Here is a 16,156-nt window from a genome sequence, read left to right as displayed (position 1 = left end):
AGCCTCAGCGGGCGACCACCGAGTTGGGCGCGCAGCGCACGGCCCGGTCGGGATCGTCGGCCGCAGGCCGCACGAACTCGTAGCCCGAGGTGAGCACGACGTCTCCGTCGGTGACGAGCGGCAGGACGGCGTCCGCGCACTCGACGTGCAGCGGCGGCAGGTGGAACTCGTTGCGCGCCACCTCGGAGGGGTCGCCGACGAAGGCGATCGGCCGGCCGAGCGGGCGACCGCACGCCCCGCACACCCGGCTCAGGGCGCACCGGGTGACGGCGCGCCGCGTCGGCACGCCGTCCTCCCAGGCGAAGAGGGCCGTGGTCACGAGGCGGTCCGCGACCAGGCCCCCAGCTCGGTGCGCCGCGACTGCCGCTTCTCGTGGTCGCGGCGTCCGTGGGAGACCTCGGGGTGGTCGAAGGTCTCCGGCTTGTCGTCGGTGGTGAAGCGGTTGGGCAGCGAGAGCTTCATGACCGTGCGCAGCACCTGTCCGTACTGCCGGTGCAGCGGGCCGCTGGTGTAGGGGATGTCGTACTTCTCGCACAGCGCACGGATGCGCCCGGAGATCTCGGCGTAGCGGTTGCTCGGCAGGTCGGGGAAGACGTGGTGCTCGATCTGGTAGCCGAGGTTGCCGCTCATCAGGTGCAGCAGCGGGCCGCCCTCGAAGTTGGCCGTGGCGTAGATCTGGCGCAGGTACCACTCGGCGCGGGTCTCGTCCTCCAGCTCCTCCTCGGTGAAGTGCAGGGCGCCGTCGGGGAAGTGGCCGCAGAAGATGATGAGGTAGGCCCACACGTTGCGCATGAGGTTGGCGGTGGCGTTGGCCTTGATCGTCTCCTTCCAGCGCGGCCCGGTGAGCGCCGGATAGAGCACGTAGTCCTTGAGGAACTGGTTGCGCCCCTTGGCCGCGATCTGGCGCAGCTGCCGCTTCATCTCGGCGGGGTCCTTCTTCCCCTTCCGGATCGCCTCGAGGTCGAGGTCGTGCAGCGCCACGCCCCACTGGAACAGCCCGGCGAGCAGGGCGTTGTAGACCGGCTGGCCGAGGTTGGCCGGCGTCCACTTCTGCTCCCGGGCCATCCGCAGGACGCCGTAGCCGATGTCGTTGTCGAAGCCGAGCACGTTGGTGAACTGGTGGTGGATGTAGTTGTGGGAGTGCTTCCACTGCTCGGCCGGCTGCGCGGTGTCCCACTCCCAGGTGGAGGAGTGGATCTCGGGGTCGTTCATCCAGTCCCACTGGCCGTGCATGACGTTGTGGCCGATCTCCATGTTCTCCAGGATCTTGGCCAGGCCGAGGGTGATCGCGCTCGCGGCCATGACCGGACGACGCGCCCGCTTGTCCATGGGCGCGGCGGCGATCATGCCGATGCGGGCGCCGGCGGCCATCCAGCGCTGGGCGCGGATGACGCGGCGGATGTAGAGCGCGTCGGCGGCACCTCGTGAGGCCTCGATCTCGGCTCGGATGAGGTCGAGCTCGCGGCCGATGGCCTCGACCTCCTCGGGGGTCAGGTGGGCGTACTCGGCGACGTCGGCGATGGCCATGAGAGTCCTCTCAGAGGTTGATGACGCACGGGCCGACGGGCACCGTGACGCAGGTCTGGATCTGCTCGTTCGGCTGGTCGAACTCCTCGCCGTTGCGCAGGTCGCGCACGGTGCCGGAGATCTTGGTGACGGTGCAGGTGTGGCAGATGCCCACGCGGCAGCCGTAGGGCATGCCGACCCCGGCGTCCTCGCCGGCCTGGAGGACGGTGGTGGCGCCGTCGACCTCGGCCTGCTTGCCGGAGTTCTGGAAGCTGATCGTGCCGCCCTCGCCGCCGTCGCCGGCCACCACCAGCGAGAACCGCTCGAGGTGCAGCTGCTCGGCGAGCCCGGCGGCCTCCCAGTGCTGCTCGACCGCGTCGAGCATCGGCGCCGGCCCGCACGCCCAGGTCTCGCGCCGCCGCCAGTCGGGGACGACGTCGTCCAGCGTGGTCAGGTCGAGGATGCCTTCGTGGTCGGTGTGGCGCTGGATCACCGTGAGCGCGGCGTGCCGCTCGTGCATCGCCTCGAGCTCCTCGCGGAAGATCATCCGCTCCGGCGTCGTCGAGGAGTAGTGCAGGACGACGTCGCTCATCGTGCCGCGGCGGTCGAGGGTGCGCAGCATCGACATGACGGGGGTGATGCCGCTGCCGCCCACCAGGAACAGGGCGCGCGCCGGCGGGGGATCGGGGAGCACGAAGTCGCCGTTGGGCAGGGCGAGCCGCACGATCGTGCCGGGTTCGAGACCGTTGACCAGGTGGTCGGAGAGGAAGCCCTCGGGCATCGCGCGCACGGTGATCGCCAGCGTGCGGCCGTCGCGCTTGGGTGGCGAGCTCACCGAGTAGGAGCGCCAGTGGAACTTCCCGCCGATCTGCACCCCGATGCCGACGTACTGGCCCGGGCGGTGCTGGTAGCGCCAGCCCCAGCCGGGCCGGATGACCAGCGTGGCGGCGTCGTCGGTCTCGCGCACCACCTTCTCGACCCGCCCGCGCAGCTCGCGCGAGCTCCACAGCGGGTTGAGCAGGGTGAGGTAGTCGTCGGGCAGGAGCGGCGTGGTCAGCTTGTCGGCCGCCTTGCGCACCCGTTCCCAGGTCAGTGTGTCGCCCGTCACACGAGCAGTGAACAGGTGTCCTCGCGACGGGTCAACGGATTCACTCGATCCGAGGGGTGGAGGATCGCTCCAGCATCCCCAGCCGCTCTCCGACCGCGACGGCTGCGGCCGTGCCCAGGGTCATCGCGGCGATGACGACGAGCGAGGAGATGTCGAGCTGGGCGGCACCCGAGAGGCCGTGACCGAGGTTGCAGCCGCCCGCGATCCACCCGCCCGCGCCCAGCAGGACGCCGCCCAGGAGCAGGCCCACGTACCGAGGCCCCCGCTCGCCCCGGACGTCGAAGGTGCCCGCCGCCCGAGCGGCGACGGCGCCGCCGAGGATCAGGCCGAGGAGGAAGCAGACGAGCCAGGTGGGTGGCCGACCGTCCGCGACCCCGGACACCGCACCCACCGTGCTCGGCCCGAAGCTCGCCCCGCCGACCGCGGCGAGGGCCCAGGCCGCCGTGACGGCGAGGCCCAGCAGCGTGCCGAGCCGCAGCGGCGTCCAGCCCGCGTCGGTGGCGCGCTGGCCGCGCGCCACCGCGATCGCGAACAGCAGCAGGGGGACGGCGACGACCGCCCTCGGCAGGTCGACGACGCCGGGGAAGGTGGCGCCGTCGCCACCGGAGAGCCAGGTCGGCCCGCCGATCTCCAGGTGTCGGGCGAGCAGTTCGCCGCCCGCCCAGCCGACGAGCCCGACGGCGGCGCCGAGCATGCCCGCGCCGAGCTTGAAGAAGAGCCCCGAGACGCAGGTGCGCGCCACCACCATGCCCACGCCGATGGTGAGCCCGCCGACGATGTTGCGCACCGGACGGAAGGCGAGCCCGCGGTTCAGGTCGTCGCCGAGTGGGAGCGCGTAGAGCAGCGTCAACCCGACCGCGGCCACGGCGATCGCGAGCAGCCAGGCGCTCGCCAGCCGTCGGTCGCCGCGCAACGCCGTCCGGGTCGCGGTGTGGAAGCACAGCCCTCCACGCTGCAGGCAGTAGCCGACGAGGACGCCGGAGATGATGCCCGTGAGGGCCGCGACCATCAGTCGGCCCAGGACAGCAGCTCGACGATCTCCTCGGCGGTGTGCTCGCGATCGAGGACGGCGTGCAGCGCCGCGACCTCGTCGGCCTCCACCGGGACGGCGCCGCCCAGGCACCGCAGCGTGTCGCCGACCGGCAGCAGGCGGGTGCACACGATGTCGTCGATGCTCAGCACCTCCCCGGCACCGGGCCACACCACGATCAGCGGGTCGGGCTCGCGCGGCAGGTCGCGGTGCGGGACGCAGGCGAACATGTCCTCGCTGACCCCGACGACGACGTATACGCCTCGCGGCACGCCGACCCAGCGCTCGGCGAGGGCGAGGTCGGCGGGCGGCAGGAGCATGCCGCGCTGCTCGAGGAAGGCCGCGAACGCACCGTCCTCGGCGAGCAGGGTGTCGACGACGAGGTCGTCGTTCTCGTGCTCGGCGAGGTGCTCGGGATCGTCGCTGTTGCACGCGATCGTCGCCAGGTCGTAGGTGCGCCCGCTCCACCGGCTCTCCGGCAGGAACGCGGCGGCGCGCTCGTAGAGCCACAGCGCCCGCGCGTCGAGCGGCAGCTCACCGCCGTGGAGGTGGCAGTTCTTGTACTTGCGTCCCGAACCGCACCAGCAGGGATCGTTGCGGCCGATGTCGCCGACCGGCTCGCTCAGCGACACCAGCAGACGCACCGTCGGGTGGTCCTCCGGCATCTGGGCCCGCCGCAGCAGCGACAGGGTGCGCGACAGGTTGCCGCGATCGGCGCTGTAGCGGGAGAGGTCCACGAGGGCCAGCGGGTTCTCGCCGTCGAGATCGAGGGACTTCTCGAACGCCTCCTCGGCCGCCACCGTGCGACCGGCGCGTTCGAGAGCATGGCCGCGCACCCACCACAGGTTGCTGCGCGCGGCCCGCGGGGCCTGCTCGACCCAGGCCGCGGAGAGCCGTTCCAACGCCTCGGGGCTGCGCCATCCGAAGGGTGCGGTGTGGGCGATCAAGGCGCCGGCGACGATGGGCTCGGTGAGGGCGGCCAGCGCATCGGCCGGTGCCGGGTCGTCGACCGGCAGACCGGCAGCGGTCTTCACGATCAGCCCGGTGAGGGTCAGCACCGCCTGCGCCTCGTCGGTCTCGAGGTCGTGCTCGGCGGCCACCGAGGCGACGGCGGCTGCGTGCTGGAGGGCGTCGATGTCGGCGCCGGCGGGGCCGACGTAGGTGCTGTGGCGGCTCAGCCCGGCGGCGTCGACGAGCTCGCTCAGGGGCGGGAGCGGCGCGGTGAGCGCGTCGGGCGTCGAGGCGAGGATCTCCCACACCACCGACGAGATGTCGAGGGGGTGGCGCGCCTTCTGGACCTCCGCCTCGATCCTCGCGGTCAACGCCGCACCGTCGCCGGCCGGAGCATCGACCAGCTCGATCGCGATCTCCTCACCCTCCAGCCGGACGGCGACCAGGTCGCCCGAGCGGGCACCGAGGTGCTTCCACAACGGACCGGTGAACCGCCACCCGCCGTCCTCGGCGGTGAAGGTGACCCCCGACGTCGTCCGGTCGGTGACCTCGGCCAGGAGGTCGAGGGGCGCGAGGTCGAAGGTCATCGTCAGCAGGCGTCCCTCGACCTCCTCCTCGGTGAGCCGATGCGTGAGCACCCGGCCGCGGAAGAGGGCCGGCAGCGCGACTTCACGGCCGCCTGCGAGCGGCATCACCAGCGGCACCAGCTCCGACTCGAGCAGCTCGGCGACCAGGTCGGTGCCCTCGGCTCCCAACCCGAGCGCCGCGGCGATCTCAGTGTCGGTGCGCGGCTGGCCGTCGTCCAGCAGGGCGGTGATGCGGGCGGCGATCTCCTCGTCGGAGGGGTAGTGGTCCACGCCGAGAGCCTAGGGCGTTGCCTCAGGTGCTCCGCCCGCGGCTCAGCCGCTTGGCCGCCGTGTTCAGCGGAGCCCCGACCTCCTCGGTGCCCAGGGCCGCGCCCAGGCCGAACGGCGGCATGTCGGCGTAGAGGGTCTCGGCCGCGGCCACCTGGTAGGTCTCGTGCCAGATGCCCACGGCACCGGGAGCCCGGCGGGCGCGCGCGTTGAACGCCGTCCAGGCCGGCCGGTGCTTCGCATCGCGGTCGGAGGCGTAGCGCTGGAGGTCCTCCGGAGATCGCCAGTACTGGATGAGGACCGGTCCGTGGCGGCCGATGGTGGTGGACGCTCCCAGGAAACCCGAGGAGGGGTCGCGGGAGAGCTCGGCGATCATCGGGCCCATGGCCGCGGCGACCGGACCCCAGGCGTCGGGTCGCCACCACTTGTTGACCCGCATGCCGATGAGGAACACCGTGAGCGTGCCGTCGGGCGGCTCGGCGTGGGTGTGTCGGCCGGGCAGGATGCGGGCCATGGGCGCCTCCTCGAAGGTCGCCTCCACGCTAGTCGTCGGCGCGGGCCTCGGGGAAGGTCAGCATCCGACGTCGCTCCAGTCCTCGTCGGCGATGCGCGCGGAACCCCGGTTCAGGGAGTAGGCCGAGCAGAAGCGGGTGCTGGCCAGCGCCTGGCGGTCGAGGGTGATCGGCGTCCAGGTGCCGCCGCCGGTGGGCTCGAGGTAGCGCAGCCGGGGCCGCAGCAGTGGGGCGAGCGGGCCGCCGTCCAGGTAGTGGGCGAGCCAGCGCTGCGTCAGGGCGCTGGTGATCGCCTGGCCGTAGCGCGAGGCCGGGAGGACGAGCGGGATGTCGGTGTACTCCAGGTGGGTGCTGGCGCGCGGCACGTAGACCAGCGAGTCGATGCCCGCCCGCTGCCAGCGGTCGAAGCCGGTGGCCTTCTCGCGGTCGGGGTCGGGGCCGTTCGGGCTCGGCTCGGGGATGAAGGAATTGCCGCCCGAGAGCACGGCCGGCGTCACGGTGAAGCCGTACTCGGACTGGATCGCCAGCGCCGGCACCTTCGGGACGACGCGCCCGGTCACCGTCGGCACCGGGACGCCGTCCACCGTGCCGAGCTTGTCGAGGGCGACCACGGTGGCGATGCGGTCGTCGTAGCCCTGCACGCGGCTGATCGCGAGCGCGCCCATCGAGTGCCCGACCACCGCGATGCGCGCGGTGCGGCCGGGGGCGGTGGGGTGCGGCAGCGGGGAGCGGTCCCACAGGCGCCACCACGGGTTGTGGTCGTCGACCGTGGTGCCCGCGGCGCCCGGGTTGGGGTAGGGGCGGGACGGCGTCGAGGTCAGGAAGTCCAGCGCGTCGACGGTGCCGGTGGTGAAGTTCGACAGCTGCTGGAACGGCACGCCCGGGCAGGGCAGCACCTGGCGGGTGCCGAGGTCGGCGTCGCCCTCGGTGCCGCCGAAGGGGTTGCAGAAGGGGAACACCTCGCCGGAGGTGTGCGGCAGGGTCTCGCTGATGCCCTCGCCCTGCACGTCGTAGAGCAGCACGAGGTGGCCGCGCTCGGCGAGGTCCTCGGCGAGCCACTGGTACATGCCCTGCGAGCCGCCCACCGAGCCCGGGGTGATCACCACGGCCGGGTAGGGCGCCCGCAGGCGGCGTCCGGTGTAGGGGTCGACCGCGTCGGGCAGGGGCGCGTAGAGGGTGCCGGCCAGCTTGGCGCCGAAACGGTTGGTGAAGGCGACCGTGCGGGTGCGGCCGCGGGTGCCGTCCCAGCCCGCGCGCAGCGGGTTGCCGACGTTCCATCCCGGCACCGCTAGCGCCGGGGTGAGCGCGAGGCGCAGCGGGTCGACCGCTTGCGCCATCAGTTGGGCCGCGGTCACCAGCGAGCTCTGCTGCACCAGCGCCGGCAGGTACGCGGGGTTGCGCAGCTGCCCGCCCGGACCGGTGATGCGGCCGTAGGCGTCGGCGATGTTGGCCAGGTCGTCGGTGGGGGAGACCGGCTTCGGATCACCCGGCGCGGCCTGGGCGGCGGGCAGGCCGATGAGGCTCAGCAGCAGGACGACGACGCCGCAGCGGCGGAGGGAACGCATGGGCGATTCCTACGGCATCGGGCGGCGGCCGGGTGCGGCCTCGCTCTTCGTCTCACCGCTCGGTCGCCGTGAGTCGCTCGCGCAGTCCGCGCGCGAGTCCCGCCACGGTGAGCACGTCGATGAGCTCCCCGCCGGTCGTGACCAGCAGGCGGCGCTTCACGGGGCCGAGGCGGAGTCGCAGGTGGAGCCGCGTGCCGTCGTCCTCGGGTTCGAGCACCAGGGCCCACGTCAGGTGCAGGTGGCCGCGCTGCGAGGTGTGCACGAGGTGGTGAGGGCGTTCGATCGCAGCGACGGTGAACGTGGCGTCGCGCCCGCCGTAGTCGGCGATGACATCGCCCACCCCCAGCGACTGCCACCGCGCATCGATCCCTCGCGCTCCGCGACGGTCGCGGGGAAGCAGCCGTTCCAGCCGCCTGGGCAGGTACCACCCCGCACGCCGCTTGCCGAGCTGGACCAGCCAGGGCCACACCTGATCCGGCGGCGCGGGCAGGCTGAACGCCCGATCCATCACCACGTCGGCGTCCGGGAGGAGGTCGTCGCCCGGCAGGCTGCGGGCGATCTCCGCCTCGTCGGCGCGGACCCCGTTGCCGATCACGAGGCGGCCGCTCGGTCGGCGATGGCGGTGAGCTTCGCGCAGTACGCGCTCCAGTCGTAGCCGGCCTCGGGGATGTTCGGGAAGGTCGGGTTGAGGCCGATCTGCCCGTCGATCAGCTCCCGGACGACGTCGGCCTGACCCGCGTGCCGGGCGAGGTCGTCGACCACCCGCACGAGCATGTGGTGCAGCGTCACCTGGTTCTCCGCCGGGTCGCCCCACCAGGGCGGTGCGCCGACGGCGTCCAGGCCGAGGTCGGCGATCGTCGCATCGGCGAAGGTCTGCACGCGAGCGTAGAAGTCGCGCAGCTCGGCCACCGACTCCTGCTCGGTGAGGTACCAGTCGGCCTGCGGATCGTCGTCGTAGGTGGTCAGCGGCACGAAGCAGGCGTCGTCCGGGGTCGGCCATTCGCGGCCGAAAGTGAGCCCGAAGTAGCCGATCTCCACGTTCGCGCAGTGCTTGACGATGCCGGCCAGGCTCAGACCGGTCGGGGTGCGCGGCAGCCGGGCGTCGCGCTCGCAGACGCCGTCCAGCTTCCACAGCAGCGCCTCGCGATCGCGGGCGAGGTAGCGCTGGAGGGTGGCGAGCGGTTCGTCGGGTGCCGAGATCTGCGGAGTCACCGAGTCAGTCTCATCCATGGATGGCGTTCGGTTCGAGCACCGTGCGGCGCAGGAACGCCACCTGCGCGGCCAGGACGGCGTCGTCGTCGCTCGTGAACGGCGCGAAGTGGTCGCCGGGGAACTCGTGGAGTTCTCCGCGCGGAGCCCGGTCGGCGAGCCGTCCGACGGCGACGGGGTCGACGCTGGCGTCGTCCGTGCAGCGCCCGACCCACAGCGGGACGCCGATGCGGCCGGCGCGGTTGACCGGCCGGAAGAGGGCGACGGTGAGGAAGAGCGCCGGCGAGATGAGATTGACCCAGCGGGATTCCGCGGTGGTCGAGGCGGCGAACCCCGCGGCCTCGCCGGGATGCGTCATCGCGCCGTGCGAACCAGGCGGGCCGGTGACCGGGATCAGCGTGTGCCGCCCGAGGAGGTCGGCCACGGCGCGCGGGATGATCCACGCCGAGAGGCGCAGGGGAGTGGCCCTGACCCGCGCCCAGCCGTCGACGAACGGGCATAGCACCATCGCCGCCGCCACACCGAGCCCACGGGCGAGCAGCGCGGCGATGTGGCCGCCGGAGAACGAGAAGCCCCACAGCACGATGCGTTGCGGGTCGACCTCGGCACGCGAACGCGCGTATGCGACGGCGTTGCGCCAGTCGGCGCGCTGCCGTCGGGCGCGGAACCGCTGACGGGGCTCGCCCCCGGAGTCGCCCAGGTGCCGGTGGTCGAAGACGAGCACGTGCGCACCCGCGGCCGCGAACGCCTCGGCGTAGCGGGCCAACCCGTCGCCTCGGGTCATGGAGAAGCCGTGCGCCATCACCACGCACGGACGCCGTCCGCCTGCGGGCTCCTGGGTCGCGGGATACCACCAAGCCGCGCAGGCGGCGTCCCCGGAGATGAAGGAGACGTCCCGGCGGCCGGTGCCCGCTCCGCTGCTCGCCATCGCTGCGACCTCGCCGTCCGCGCCGGTCGGACGCCGGAGCGTTCGCACCCTAGCCGCGCCGCGGCGCCGCGGGGAGGCCCCTCACGCCTCCAGCAGGGACGCCGGCCGCTCGCGCGTCATCCGGATCGCCGCCCGCGTGGCGAGCATCGTCGGGGTGTCGAGGGCGGCGTAGCAGAGCACGCGGGCATCGCCGCGCAGGAAGAGCACTCCGGCCGATCCGAGGATCGTCAGGAACTCCAGGTCGAAGAGCATGATCGCGACAGCCGGATCGACGGTGGCCAGCGGCAGCACCACCATCGCCCCGAGCGCGAGGAGGAACAGACGTCGCATGAGGTCGAGGCTACGTCGCGATGGCGGGAACGGCAGCACCCTCAACCGACCCTCGCGGCGACCGTCAGTCGCCTCGCCCGAGCCCCAGGCTCAGCGTCGCCAGCCCCTCGACCTCGGTGAAGCCCAGGCCCCGATACAGCGCCAGCGCCGCGCTGTTGTCCGGCTCGGTGATGAGCGATACCCGGATCGCGCCCGCGCTCCGGGCGGCGTCACGGACGGCGACTACGAGGTCGCGGGCGATGCCGGCCCGCCGGGCCTCCGGGACGACGTAGAGGTCCCGCAGTTGCCAGAAGGTGCCCAGGGCGAGGGACGCCGGCGTGGTCACCGCCGTCGCGACCCCGACCGGCTCCGTGGTGTCGCCGGCTCGAGGACGCGCGACGAAGACGATCAAGCGGAGAGCGTCGACCATCTCGCTCATCCAGGCCAGGGTCCGGTCGAGGTCGGTCGGCTGACCGTAGTACGAGCGGTAGCGGTCGAAGACCTCGGCAGCGGCCGCGAGGTCACCGGGCCCGTCGCAGCGGTGGATCGTGACGGCGTCGGGCGTCATCGATCGATCGGTCACGCGGCTCCCGCCCTCCTGCCGTGGTCACCCGCATCCTCACATCCCCGGCGCCACCTCGAACAGGCAGTCGCCGCAGACGCCCGCGCCGGGCACCCGGTAGAAGAGGCAGCAGGTCGCCTGACGCCGGGCCTGGCCTCCTCGAAACTCGAGGTGCCCGGCGAGTGGATCCTCTGCCAGCAGGTGGGCGCACCAGGCAGTGGCGGGCGGCAGCGCGTGCACCCGGGGGACGGCGTGCAGCGATGCCGCGACGTTGGCCCACAGCATGCGACTGCTCGCCCGGAGGTGCTCGATCACCGGTGCGAGCACCTGCATTGTGCTGTCGCGAACTCGCGCCGGGTCGGCCCGCATCGGCGTCAACGAGCGCACCCCGAGTTCGAGTGCACCGTCGACATGCCGCGCCATCAGGCTGCTGGCCTCGGGCGCGATCCCGTGGGTGACGGCCGGTACGAGCACCGCCGACCACCACCGCGACGCGAGGCCCATCACGGCCGCCGACTCGGCGACCCGCGTCGGCGGACCTCCCAGCCGGCGCTGGATCGCCGCGAGGTAGTCATCGAGGTCGAGCTCGGCGAGCGGCGTGAAGTCGGCCCCGGCTGCGAGGACGTCGTTCAGAGGCTCGCCGCCAGCTCGCGTCGGGCCGTCTGCTCGGCTGCCGCCGCGGCCAGCGGACGCACCGCGCCCACCAGGCCGACGCCGATGACCGTCCACAGCGTGGCGAGGGTCAGCAGCGAGGCGCGTCGGAAGTACCAGAGCGTGTCGGCCGGGAAGTCGCCGATCTCGTTGACGGTGGGGAACACCTGGCCCGCCACGAGCATGACGACGCCGTACGCCGCGGCGGCGCCCACGACGGCCCAGAACGCGCTGACGCGCTCCCAGACCCGCGCGGCCACGACGACCACGACGACCGCGGCGACGACCGAGACCAGCAGGAAGCCGAAGTAGTCGCCAGTACGGGCGCCGATCGTGTCGGCGCGACCGACGGCGGGCGGCGTCGCCGGGTACTTCAGGAACGGCACCAGGCCGAAGGCCAGGAAGCCCACGACCGCCACGGTCGCCGTCGACTGGGGCACCGTGAGGCGTCCGAGTCGGCCGACCGCGCCGGCAGCGATGAGCGCCACGATGCCGCCGAGGGCCGCGCCGACGGTCACCGTGCCGGTGAGCAGCCCCCACGTGCGCTGGTCGTGCCGGCTGACGACGGCCTCCTCGCCGTGGGAGTGATCGCCAGTCTCCTCACCGGACGTCGTGTCGTGGTGGTGCCGCGGGTCGGTGCTGGTGGTGGTGACGGTGGAGGTGGCGCTCGTGGCGGCACCGGACTCTTCGAGCTCGATCGCGGTCTGCACATGCGGCTCCCCGGCGACGTAGGCGACCACGAAGGTCGCCACGCCGGCGAGGAGCCCGATCAGCAGGCCGCGGACGAGGAAGGCTCGGGGACTCATCCGCTCTCCCCGCTCAGTGGCAGGGGAAGCCGAGGAGGTGACGTCCGTCGTGGACCCACTCGTGCACCGCGGTGCCTGCCGGGATCGAGACGGCGCCCTGGTCGGCGCTGATGAAGAAGAGCGCGAGCAGGGCGATGAGGCCGAACAGCACGGCCCAGGGAGCCAGGTCCCGGAGCGGGATGGCGGGAACGGCGACCTCGGGGGTCGTGGAAATGGCGTGCTCAGACACGATGCCTCCTCAGGGATGACTGCGTCCCTGGTCGATGGATGGATGAGCCGGCCGTCGGGTCTGGCTTCGTCGCATCCTGGGTCGGAGGCGGCGTCACAGTAGCGCGACTGCGCCGGATTCTCACCGGCTTCCTCGGGTCAGCGCGCTCACCCTAGGCCATCGGGAGGGTGATGTCTCCGGGCTGTCCGGGACGCCGGTGGTGACGTGGCTCGCCTCGCGCGGACGGGGCCCTCAACGCCGTGCGACAAGGAGCTTGAGGTCAGGTGCGGGGTGGCCGGGGCCTCGCGTACTTGGGCAATCGATAGCTGCCGCGACCACCGCCCTGCAATTGAGTGATCGACGGCGGTCACGTGCACGTTCGCCAATGCGACTCTCATTGACGTAGGGGCTACGCCCAGCGATTGCCCCATCGGAGTATCGGGTGAGCCGCGACGCCGCCGGATGCATAAAGAGCCATGGCGACGTGCGGACCTCGCTCGAGTTCGAGCTTCATTTTCGCCCGGAGATCAAGATCAAATTCGAGCCAAGCCTCCTGATTGATGTACCAGTAAAAATTACCATGGCGCATCCAGTGCAGTGCGTATTTGATTGCTTCTTCCGGGTCATTGGAAAATTCCCAGCGCATGCGATCTACCACCGCCGTCGCCGCATTCGTTGACGCGAAGCAGAGGCTTGACCCCTGGCCGCCATACAGAAGCGATACGACAAACGGAGCCGGCTGGGCGGCGTCAAGTTGTGGGAAATCGGGAACATGGCCGGCGTCTGCAAGGAGTAGGAAATGGCCAGCGCTAGAAGGAATGAGAACCGACCCGATGGCCGCTGCCTCGGGGTGATCTGCGTCTTTCATTCCGTAACGGATACAGCGACGCAAGGTTTCGAAATCGCGAACTGTTCGATCAATCTCAGCGGCTGCCTGGCTCCACACTGCCCTCTTGTGCTCAATAGTCTTCTTTGCTGCAGTCGTCAGACGCAGGCGTTCAAGATGTCCATCCGGTCCAGTGGCGTCGATCACCTGCCGAAGAACTGTGCAGCGCAAAGACTGTTCGCGCCAAAACGCGTCAGCGACTCGCATAAGTTGCGATTGAGGATAGATTGGCGAGTCGAATTCCATCGTACCCTCCCAAGGGAAGAGCGATTTCTCATGTTCATCGCAATATCCGAAGAACACGGGACGCGTCTTTCCCGTCATGATTTCGAACGAACCTGTCTGGGAGTTGTCGAGGTGTGGAGTAATGATGGAGTTCCGTGCCGCCAGTCGCTTCAGTGAAGAGTCCGGGATGACATGGGATTCTATGGGATTTCGGGCGCACGAATCCGCCAAACACTGCCCGGCCTGCTGCTGCTGCTCCTTGGGTACCGATATCGAGTTGAGGATGGCGTGTAGGTTTGGCGACCATTCCGCGAGGGACGGGTCATCCGCGAGTTCGCGCCTCAATCGATGGAGCATGTTGGACGAGCCAATGTTAGTCATTTGCTTCTGCAATCGGATAGGCAGCCGAGACTTTTAGGTGAATCGGCCTGGGTTTCGTGCCGTTCTTGAAGCAAGGATAGAACCTGACGAAGCCGAATATTCTCCCGACATGCGCGAGCGTGCGTTGCGGGGTGCTCGATGAAACCCTGCCGGAGAAACCGACCCTGATCTCAGCGGCTCGCGATGTCGCCGGGCTGTTGTGCAGGAGCCCTGAAATGCTGCGGGTACGGCGGCGCCGGCGTGAGATCGAATTCGGGCAGCCCAACCGACGAGAAGCGCGCGACGCGAAGGCAGGGCCGGTAACTCCTCGAGCAACTCACCTAGACGGTCGGGTGTGGGAATGCCTCGATTGCGGAGCGGCGGGCATCGGACATTGGTCGCCGACTAGAGCCGACGGTGACTCGGCGGGTGGGGTTCTCGGGTGTGCAGAGGCCGCGCGCAACGCGAAGCGGTGCCTGGAGGGGCACTCTCCCCAACCGCCCGCTCACTAGCTGGCGTCAGGCGCCCGAACCGAGAAGCTTGTTCAAGATGCGAGTCCGAATGCTGGTGTTCCGTCGCTCAAGGCGATCAACCTCATCGGCGAGCGCGCTCCTCTGAGCTATCGCAGCGTCTATCTCGCTCCGGGTTGATGATGGCGCCGAGTCGGGCGGCTCACCTGCTAGTTGACGCTCTAGGTCCATCAGGTCTTCATCGACTGTCTTGATTCTCTCGTGCAGATCTTCCAGTTTGAATCTCGTGGCCACGGCCTCAGCCGAGTACTTCATGGTGAATACGTCAGCCCAAACCAGCGGCACGCTCAGTAGTGCTGCCCACCACCAGCCGCCGCCGGCGAAACCGAAAGATGCTGAAACAGGAAGAAGCGATGTGGCCAGTGTGACCCTGAACGACATCTCGGCAGACTTTCGTTCGCGCTCTTCGACGCGTGACATCAGGAAGGCTCCGTGCTGTGGCGAGGGCACGGTGTGGATCCCACCCCCTTGGCCCCATGCGCGTGTGAGAACTTTGCGATCATCCGGAATCGTCCGGACCTCATACTCCTCGTAGTCCTTCAGAATTTGGCGCGCCTCAGCAATCAACGAATCCCAGTCAGGATGGTGGGCCCTTTGGGATATCCATGCCGTCAGGCGCTGAAAGAATGAGTTCCACATAAGGGATCCCACCATTGAGGCAACGAACGTATAAATGGCGATCCTTCCGGCATCGCCGAGATCGTCGAACGCGATTAGCAGTCGGCGTCCGAGCTCATCATCGGCAACTCGGCGTTGGACAGAGGGCCCGCATAGGACCCAAAGCGAGATCAGGGTGGCGTAGCCGACAGTCAAGGGGTTTCGCAGCTCTCGAGCTGAAGAGAGGAGTGCCGTTAGCACCTGCTACTCGCCTTTCATTTGGAGTTGGGCCCAAGAGGGTGCGTGCCACACAAGACAGCACCCTCTACCTACATGGCGACGATGACTAGAGGTGAGTGCTCCGTGTCTGAACCAGTTGTGCGGCTCGGACCCGCTGTCCCGGACAAGCGGGAGAACGGCTCGCACGCTCTGCGGCACGCCTGCGCGTCCCTCTGGCTCGAGCACGGCGTCAGCATGAGGCGGTGTCGGAGCATCTCGGGCACTCCGACACCGGCTTCAACTTGAGGACCTACACCCATGTCATGCCGACATCGGGCGACAGGGCGCGCAAAGCACTCGACGCGGCGGTCGGATGGGCCGGAGGCCCTCCCGACGCCGCGTCGAGCGCTGGCGCACAGTCGGCGCACGAGACGCCGGACAGTGGTGGAAACTAATGGCAAGCTTCGAACGGTGTTTCCGCAGGTCAGAGGGCCTGTGGCTGCATCGCCGCTGGTCAGCTAACCGGGCTGATCAGATGTCGTAATAGTGACTGACTGACCCATGTTGACCTGCGCAAATGTCGAGATGTCCCGGCCGTTTGTACCGGGCTTGTAACAACATAGCGCCGTCGCCGAGTGGTTGGAGCCCGGCCCGCGACCCGGCCTTGAAGCTGTGGGCGCGCCCCTCCTCGGCCGAATGCGCCTGATCGAAGTGAGCCACCTCGACGGCCACGAAGAGTGCTGTGGCTCGGGCGACGATCCGCTGCTGGGGGTCGGCTACCTCTGCTTCGACAAAGCGTTTGCGTCCCTTCGTCTCCATGGCCTTGCCGGCAAGTTCGTACTGCACACCGAGCAAGACCGGCGACAGGTACTCGATCGTCAGGGAGCGGGTCACGGCAGGCTGGCCCGTCAGGTAGAGCAGGAAGCCGAGCAAGTCATCGAGGACTGTTGCCACGGCGCCACCGTGCGCGATTCCCGGCGCCCCGACGTGGCGGTCATCGAAGACATGTGAGGCAACCACCCCGTCTGCGCCACGAACGGCGCATCGAGAAGGAAACAGCACGCGGCCTGGTCCAGCTGGAGGAGCTCTTGCGAGGTCAGACGCGATCAACGATGGAGGAATCGTCGCTGCCGAAGGCAA

18 protein-coding genes are annotated in these 16,156 nt (G+C 70.0%); all 18 read right to left on the bottom strand.

What is annotated here, in order from left to right; translation table 11 throughout:
* Window positions 1-4 precede the first annotated feature (4 nt).
* Window positions 5-319: a hypothetical protein gene (locus tag ABD671_RS00165; RefSeq protein WP_344731153.1), complete on the bottom strand. Its 315-nt coding sequence runs from the start codon at window positions 317-319 to the stop codon at window positions 5-7.
* Window positions 316-1,527, bottom strand: a complete 1,212-nt coding sequence (locus tag ABD671_RS00160) for a fatty acid desaturase family protein (RefSeq protein ID WP_344731152.1) — start codon at window positions 1,525-1,527, stop codon at window positions 316-318. The genes ABD671_RS00165 and ABD671_RS00160 overlap by 4 nt, the downstream gene beginning before the upstream one ends.
* Before the next feature lie 10 nt (window positions 1,528-1,537).
* Entirely contained in the window at window positions 1,538-2,614 is a 1,077-nt protein-coding gene (locus ABD671_RS00155; protein ID WP_344731151.1) for a ferredoxin reductase, read from the bottom strand.
* 40 nt (window positions 2,615-2,654) lie between these two features.
* Complete coding sequence (locus tag ABD671_RS00150) at window positions 2,655-3,623, bottom strand: YeeE/YedE thiosulfate transporter family protein (RefSeq protein WP_344731150.1); 969 nt, start codon at window positions 3,621-3,623, stop codon at window positions 2,655-2,657.
* Entirely contained in the window at window positions 3,623-5,452 is a 1,830-nt protein-coding gene (locus tag ABD671_RS00145; protein WP_344731149.1) for an SEC-C metal-binding domain-containing protein, read from the bottom strand. The genes ABD671_RS00150 and ABD671_RS00145 overlap by 1 nt, the downstream gene beginning before the upstream one ends.
* A gap of 22 nt (window positions 5,453-5,474) precedes the next feature.
* Entirely contained in the window at window positions 5,475-5,963 is a 489-nt protein-coding gene (locus ABD671_RS00140) for a DUF4188 domain-containing protein (protein WP_344731148.1), read from the bottom strand.
* Window positions 5,964-6,020: 57 nt separating this feature from the next.
* The gene (locus ABD671_RS00135) at window positions 6,021-7,526 is read right to left on the bottom strand and encodes an alpha/beta hydrolase (RefSeq protein ID WP_344731147.1); all 1,506 of its coding nucleotides are present in this window, start codon (window positions 7,524-7,526) and stop codon (window positions 6,021-6,023) included.
* 52 nt (window positions 7,527-7,578) lie between these two features.
* Window positions 7,579-8,121 (bottom strand): SRPBCC family protein, encoded by a 543-nt coding sequence (locus ABD671_RS00130; protein ID WP_344731146.1) that lies wholly within the window; start codon window positions 8,119-8,121, stop codon window positions 7,579-7,581.
* Window positions 8,118-8,738, bottom strand: a complete 621-nt coding sequence (locus ABD671_RS00125; protein ID WP_344731145.1) for a DinB family protein — start codon at window positions 8,736-8,738, stop codon at window positions 8,118-8,120. The genes ABD671_RS00130 and ABD671_RS00125 overlap by 4 nt, the downstream gene beginning before the upstream one ends.
* A 10-nt stretch (window positions 8,739-8,748) precedes the next feature.
* On the bottom strand, window positions 8,749-9,663 hold the full coding sequence (locus ABD671_RS00120) for an alpha/beta hydrolase (protein ID WP_344731144.1): 915 nt from the start codon (window positions 9,661-9,663) through the stop codon (window positions 8,749-8,751).
* 81 nt (window positions 9,664-9,744) lie between these two features.
* Window positions 9,745-9,993 (bottom strand): hypothetical protein, encoded by a 249-nt coding sequence (locus tag ABD671_RS00115; RefSeq protein ID WP_344731143.1) that lies wholly within the window; start codon window positions 9,991-9,993, stop codon window positions 9,745-9,747.
* Between the two features lie 64 nt (window positions 9,994-10,057).
* Complete coding sequence (locus tag ABD671_RS00110) at window positions 10,058-10,555, bottom strand: GNAT family N-acetyltransferase (RefSeq protein ID WP_344731142.1); 498 nt, start codon at window positions 10,553-10,555, stop codon at window positions 10,058-10,060.
* A gap of 36 nt (window positions 10,556-10,591) precedes the next feature.
* Window positions 10,592-11,038: a (2Fe-2S)-binding protein gene (locus ABD671_RS00105; protein WP_344731141.1), complete on the bottom strand. Its 447-nt coding sequence runs from the start codon at window positions 11,036-11,038 to the stop codon at window positions 10,592-10,594.
* A 125-nt stretch (window positions 11,039-11,163) separates the two neighbouring features.
* Window positions 11,164-11,991: a CbtA family protein gene (locus tag ABD671_RS00100; protein ID WP_344731140.1), complete on the bottom strand. Its 828-nt coding sequence runs from the start codon at window positions 11,989-11,991 to the stop codon at window positions 11,164-11,166.
* A gap of 13 nt (window positions 11,992-12,004) precedes the next feature.
* Entirely contained in the window at window positions 12,005-12,220 is a 216-nt protein-coding gene (locus tag ABD671_RS00095) for a CbtB domain-containing protein (RefSeq protein WP_344731139.1), read from the bottom strand.
* Window positions 12,221-12,608: 388 nt separating this feature from the next.
* Window positions 12,609-13,667, bottom strand: a complete 1,059-nt coding sequence (locus ABD671_RS00090) for a hypothetical protein (protein ID WP_344731138.1) — start codon at window positions 13,665-13,667, stop codon at window positions 12,609-12,611.
* 521 nt (window positions 13,668-14,188) lie between these two features.
* Window positions 14,189-15,058 (bottom strand): hypothetical protein, encoded by an 870-nt coding sequence (locus tag ABD671_RS00085; protein WP_344731137.1) that lies wholly within the window; start codon window positions 15,056-15,058, stop codon window positions 14,189-14,191.
* Window positions 15,059-15,547: 489 nt separating this feature from the next.
* Window positions 15,548-16,036 carry a hotdog domain-containing protein gene (locus tag ABD671_RS00080; RefSeq protein WP_344731136.1) on the bottom strand — a complete coding sequence of 163 codons (489 nt, stop codon included), beginning with the start codon at window positions 16,034-16,036 and terminating at the stop codon, window positions 15,548-15,550.
* Window positions 16,037-16,156 lie beyond the last annotated feature (120 nt).

Source organism: Nocardioides fonticola, from assembly GCF_039536805.1.
Classification (GTDB): Bacteria; Actinomycetota; Actinomycetes; order Propionibacteriales; family Nocardioidaceae; genus Nocardioides; species Nocardioides fonticola.
This window is presented reverse-complemented; position numbering and strand designations above follow the sequence as displayed.

Bases quoted from the DNA above. Each gene is read 5' to 3' on its own strand.
- ABD671_RS00105 (WP_344731141.1), bottom strand. From the start codon at position 11,038: ATGGGCCTCGCGTCGCGGTGGTGGTCGGCGGTGCTCGTACCGGCCGTC.
- ABD671_RS00120 (WP_344731144.1), bottom strand. From the start codon at position 9,663: ATGGCGAGCAGCGGAGCGGGCACCGGCCGCCGGGACGTCTCCTTCATC.
- ABD671_RS00135 (WP_344731147.1), bottom strand. From the start codon at position 7,526: ATGCGTTCCCTCCGCCGCTGCGGCGTCGTCGTCCTGCTGCTGAGCCTC.
- ABD671_RS00160 (WP_344731152.1), bottom strand. From the start codon at position 1,527: ATGGCCATCGCCGACGTCGCCGAGTACGCCCACCTGACCCCCGAGGAG.
- ABD671_RS00150 (WP_344731150.1), bottom strand. From the start codon at position 3,623: ATGGTCGCGGCCCTCACGGGCATCATCTCCGGCGTCCTCGTCGGCTAC.
- ABD671_RS00090 (WP_344731138.1), bottom strand. From the start codon at position 13,667: ATGCTCCATCGATTGAGGCGCGAACTCGCGGATGACCCGTCCCTCGCG.
- ABD671_RS00115 (WP_344731143.1), bottom strand. From the start codon at position 9,993: ATGCGACGTCTGTTCCTCCTCGCGCTCGGGGCGATGGTGGTGCTGCCG.
- ABD671_RS00100 (WP_344731140.1), bottom strand. From the start codon at position 11,991: ATGAGTCCCCGAGCCTTCCTCGTCCGCGGCCTGCTGATCGGGCTCCTC.
- ABD671_RS00140 (WP_344731148.1), bottom strand. From the start codon at position 5,963: ATGGCCCGCATCCTGCCCGGCCGACACACCCACGCCGAGCCGCCCGAC.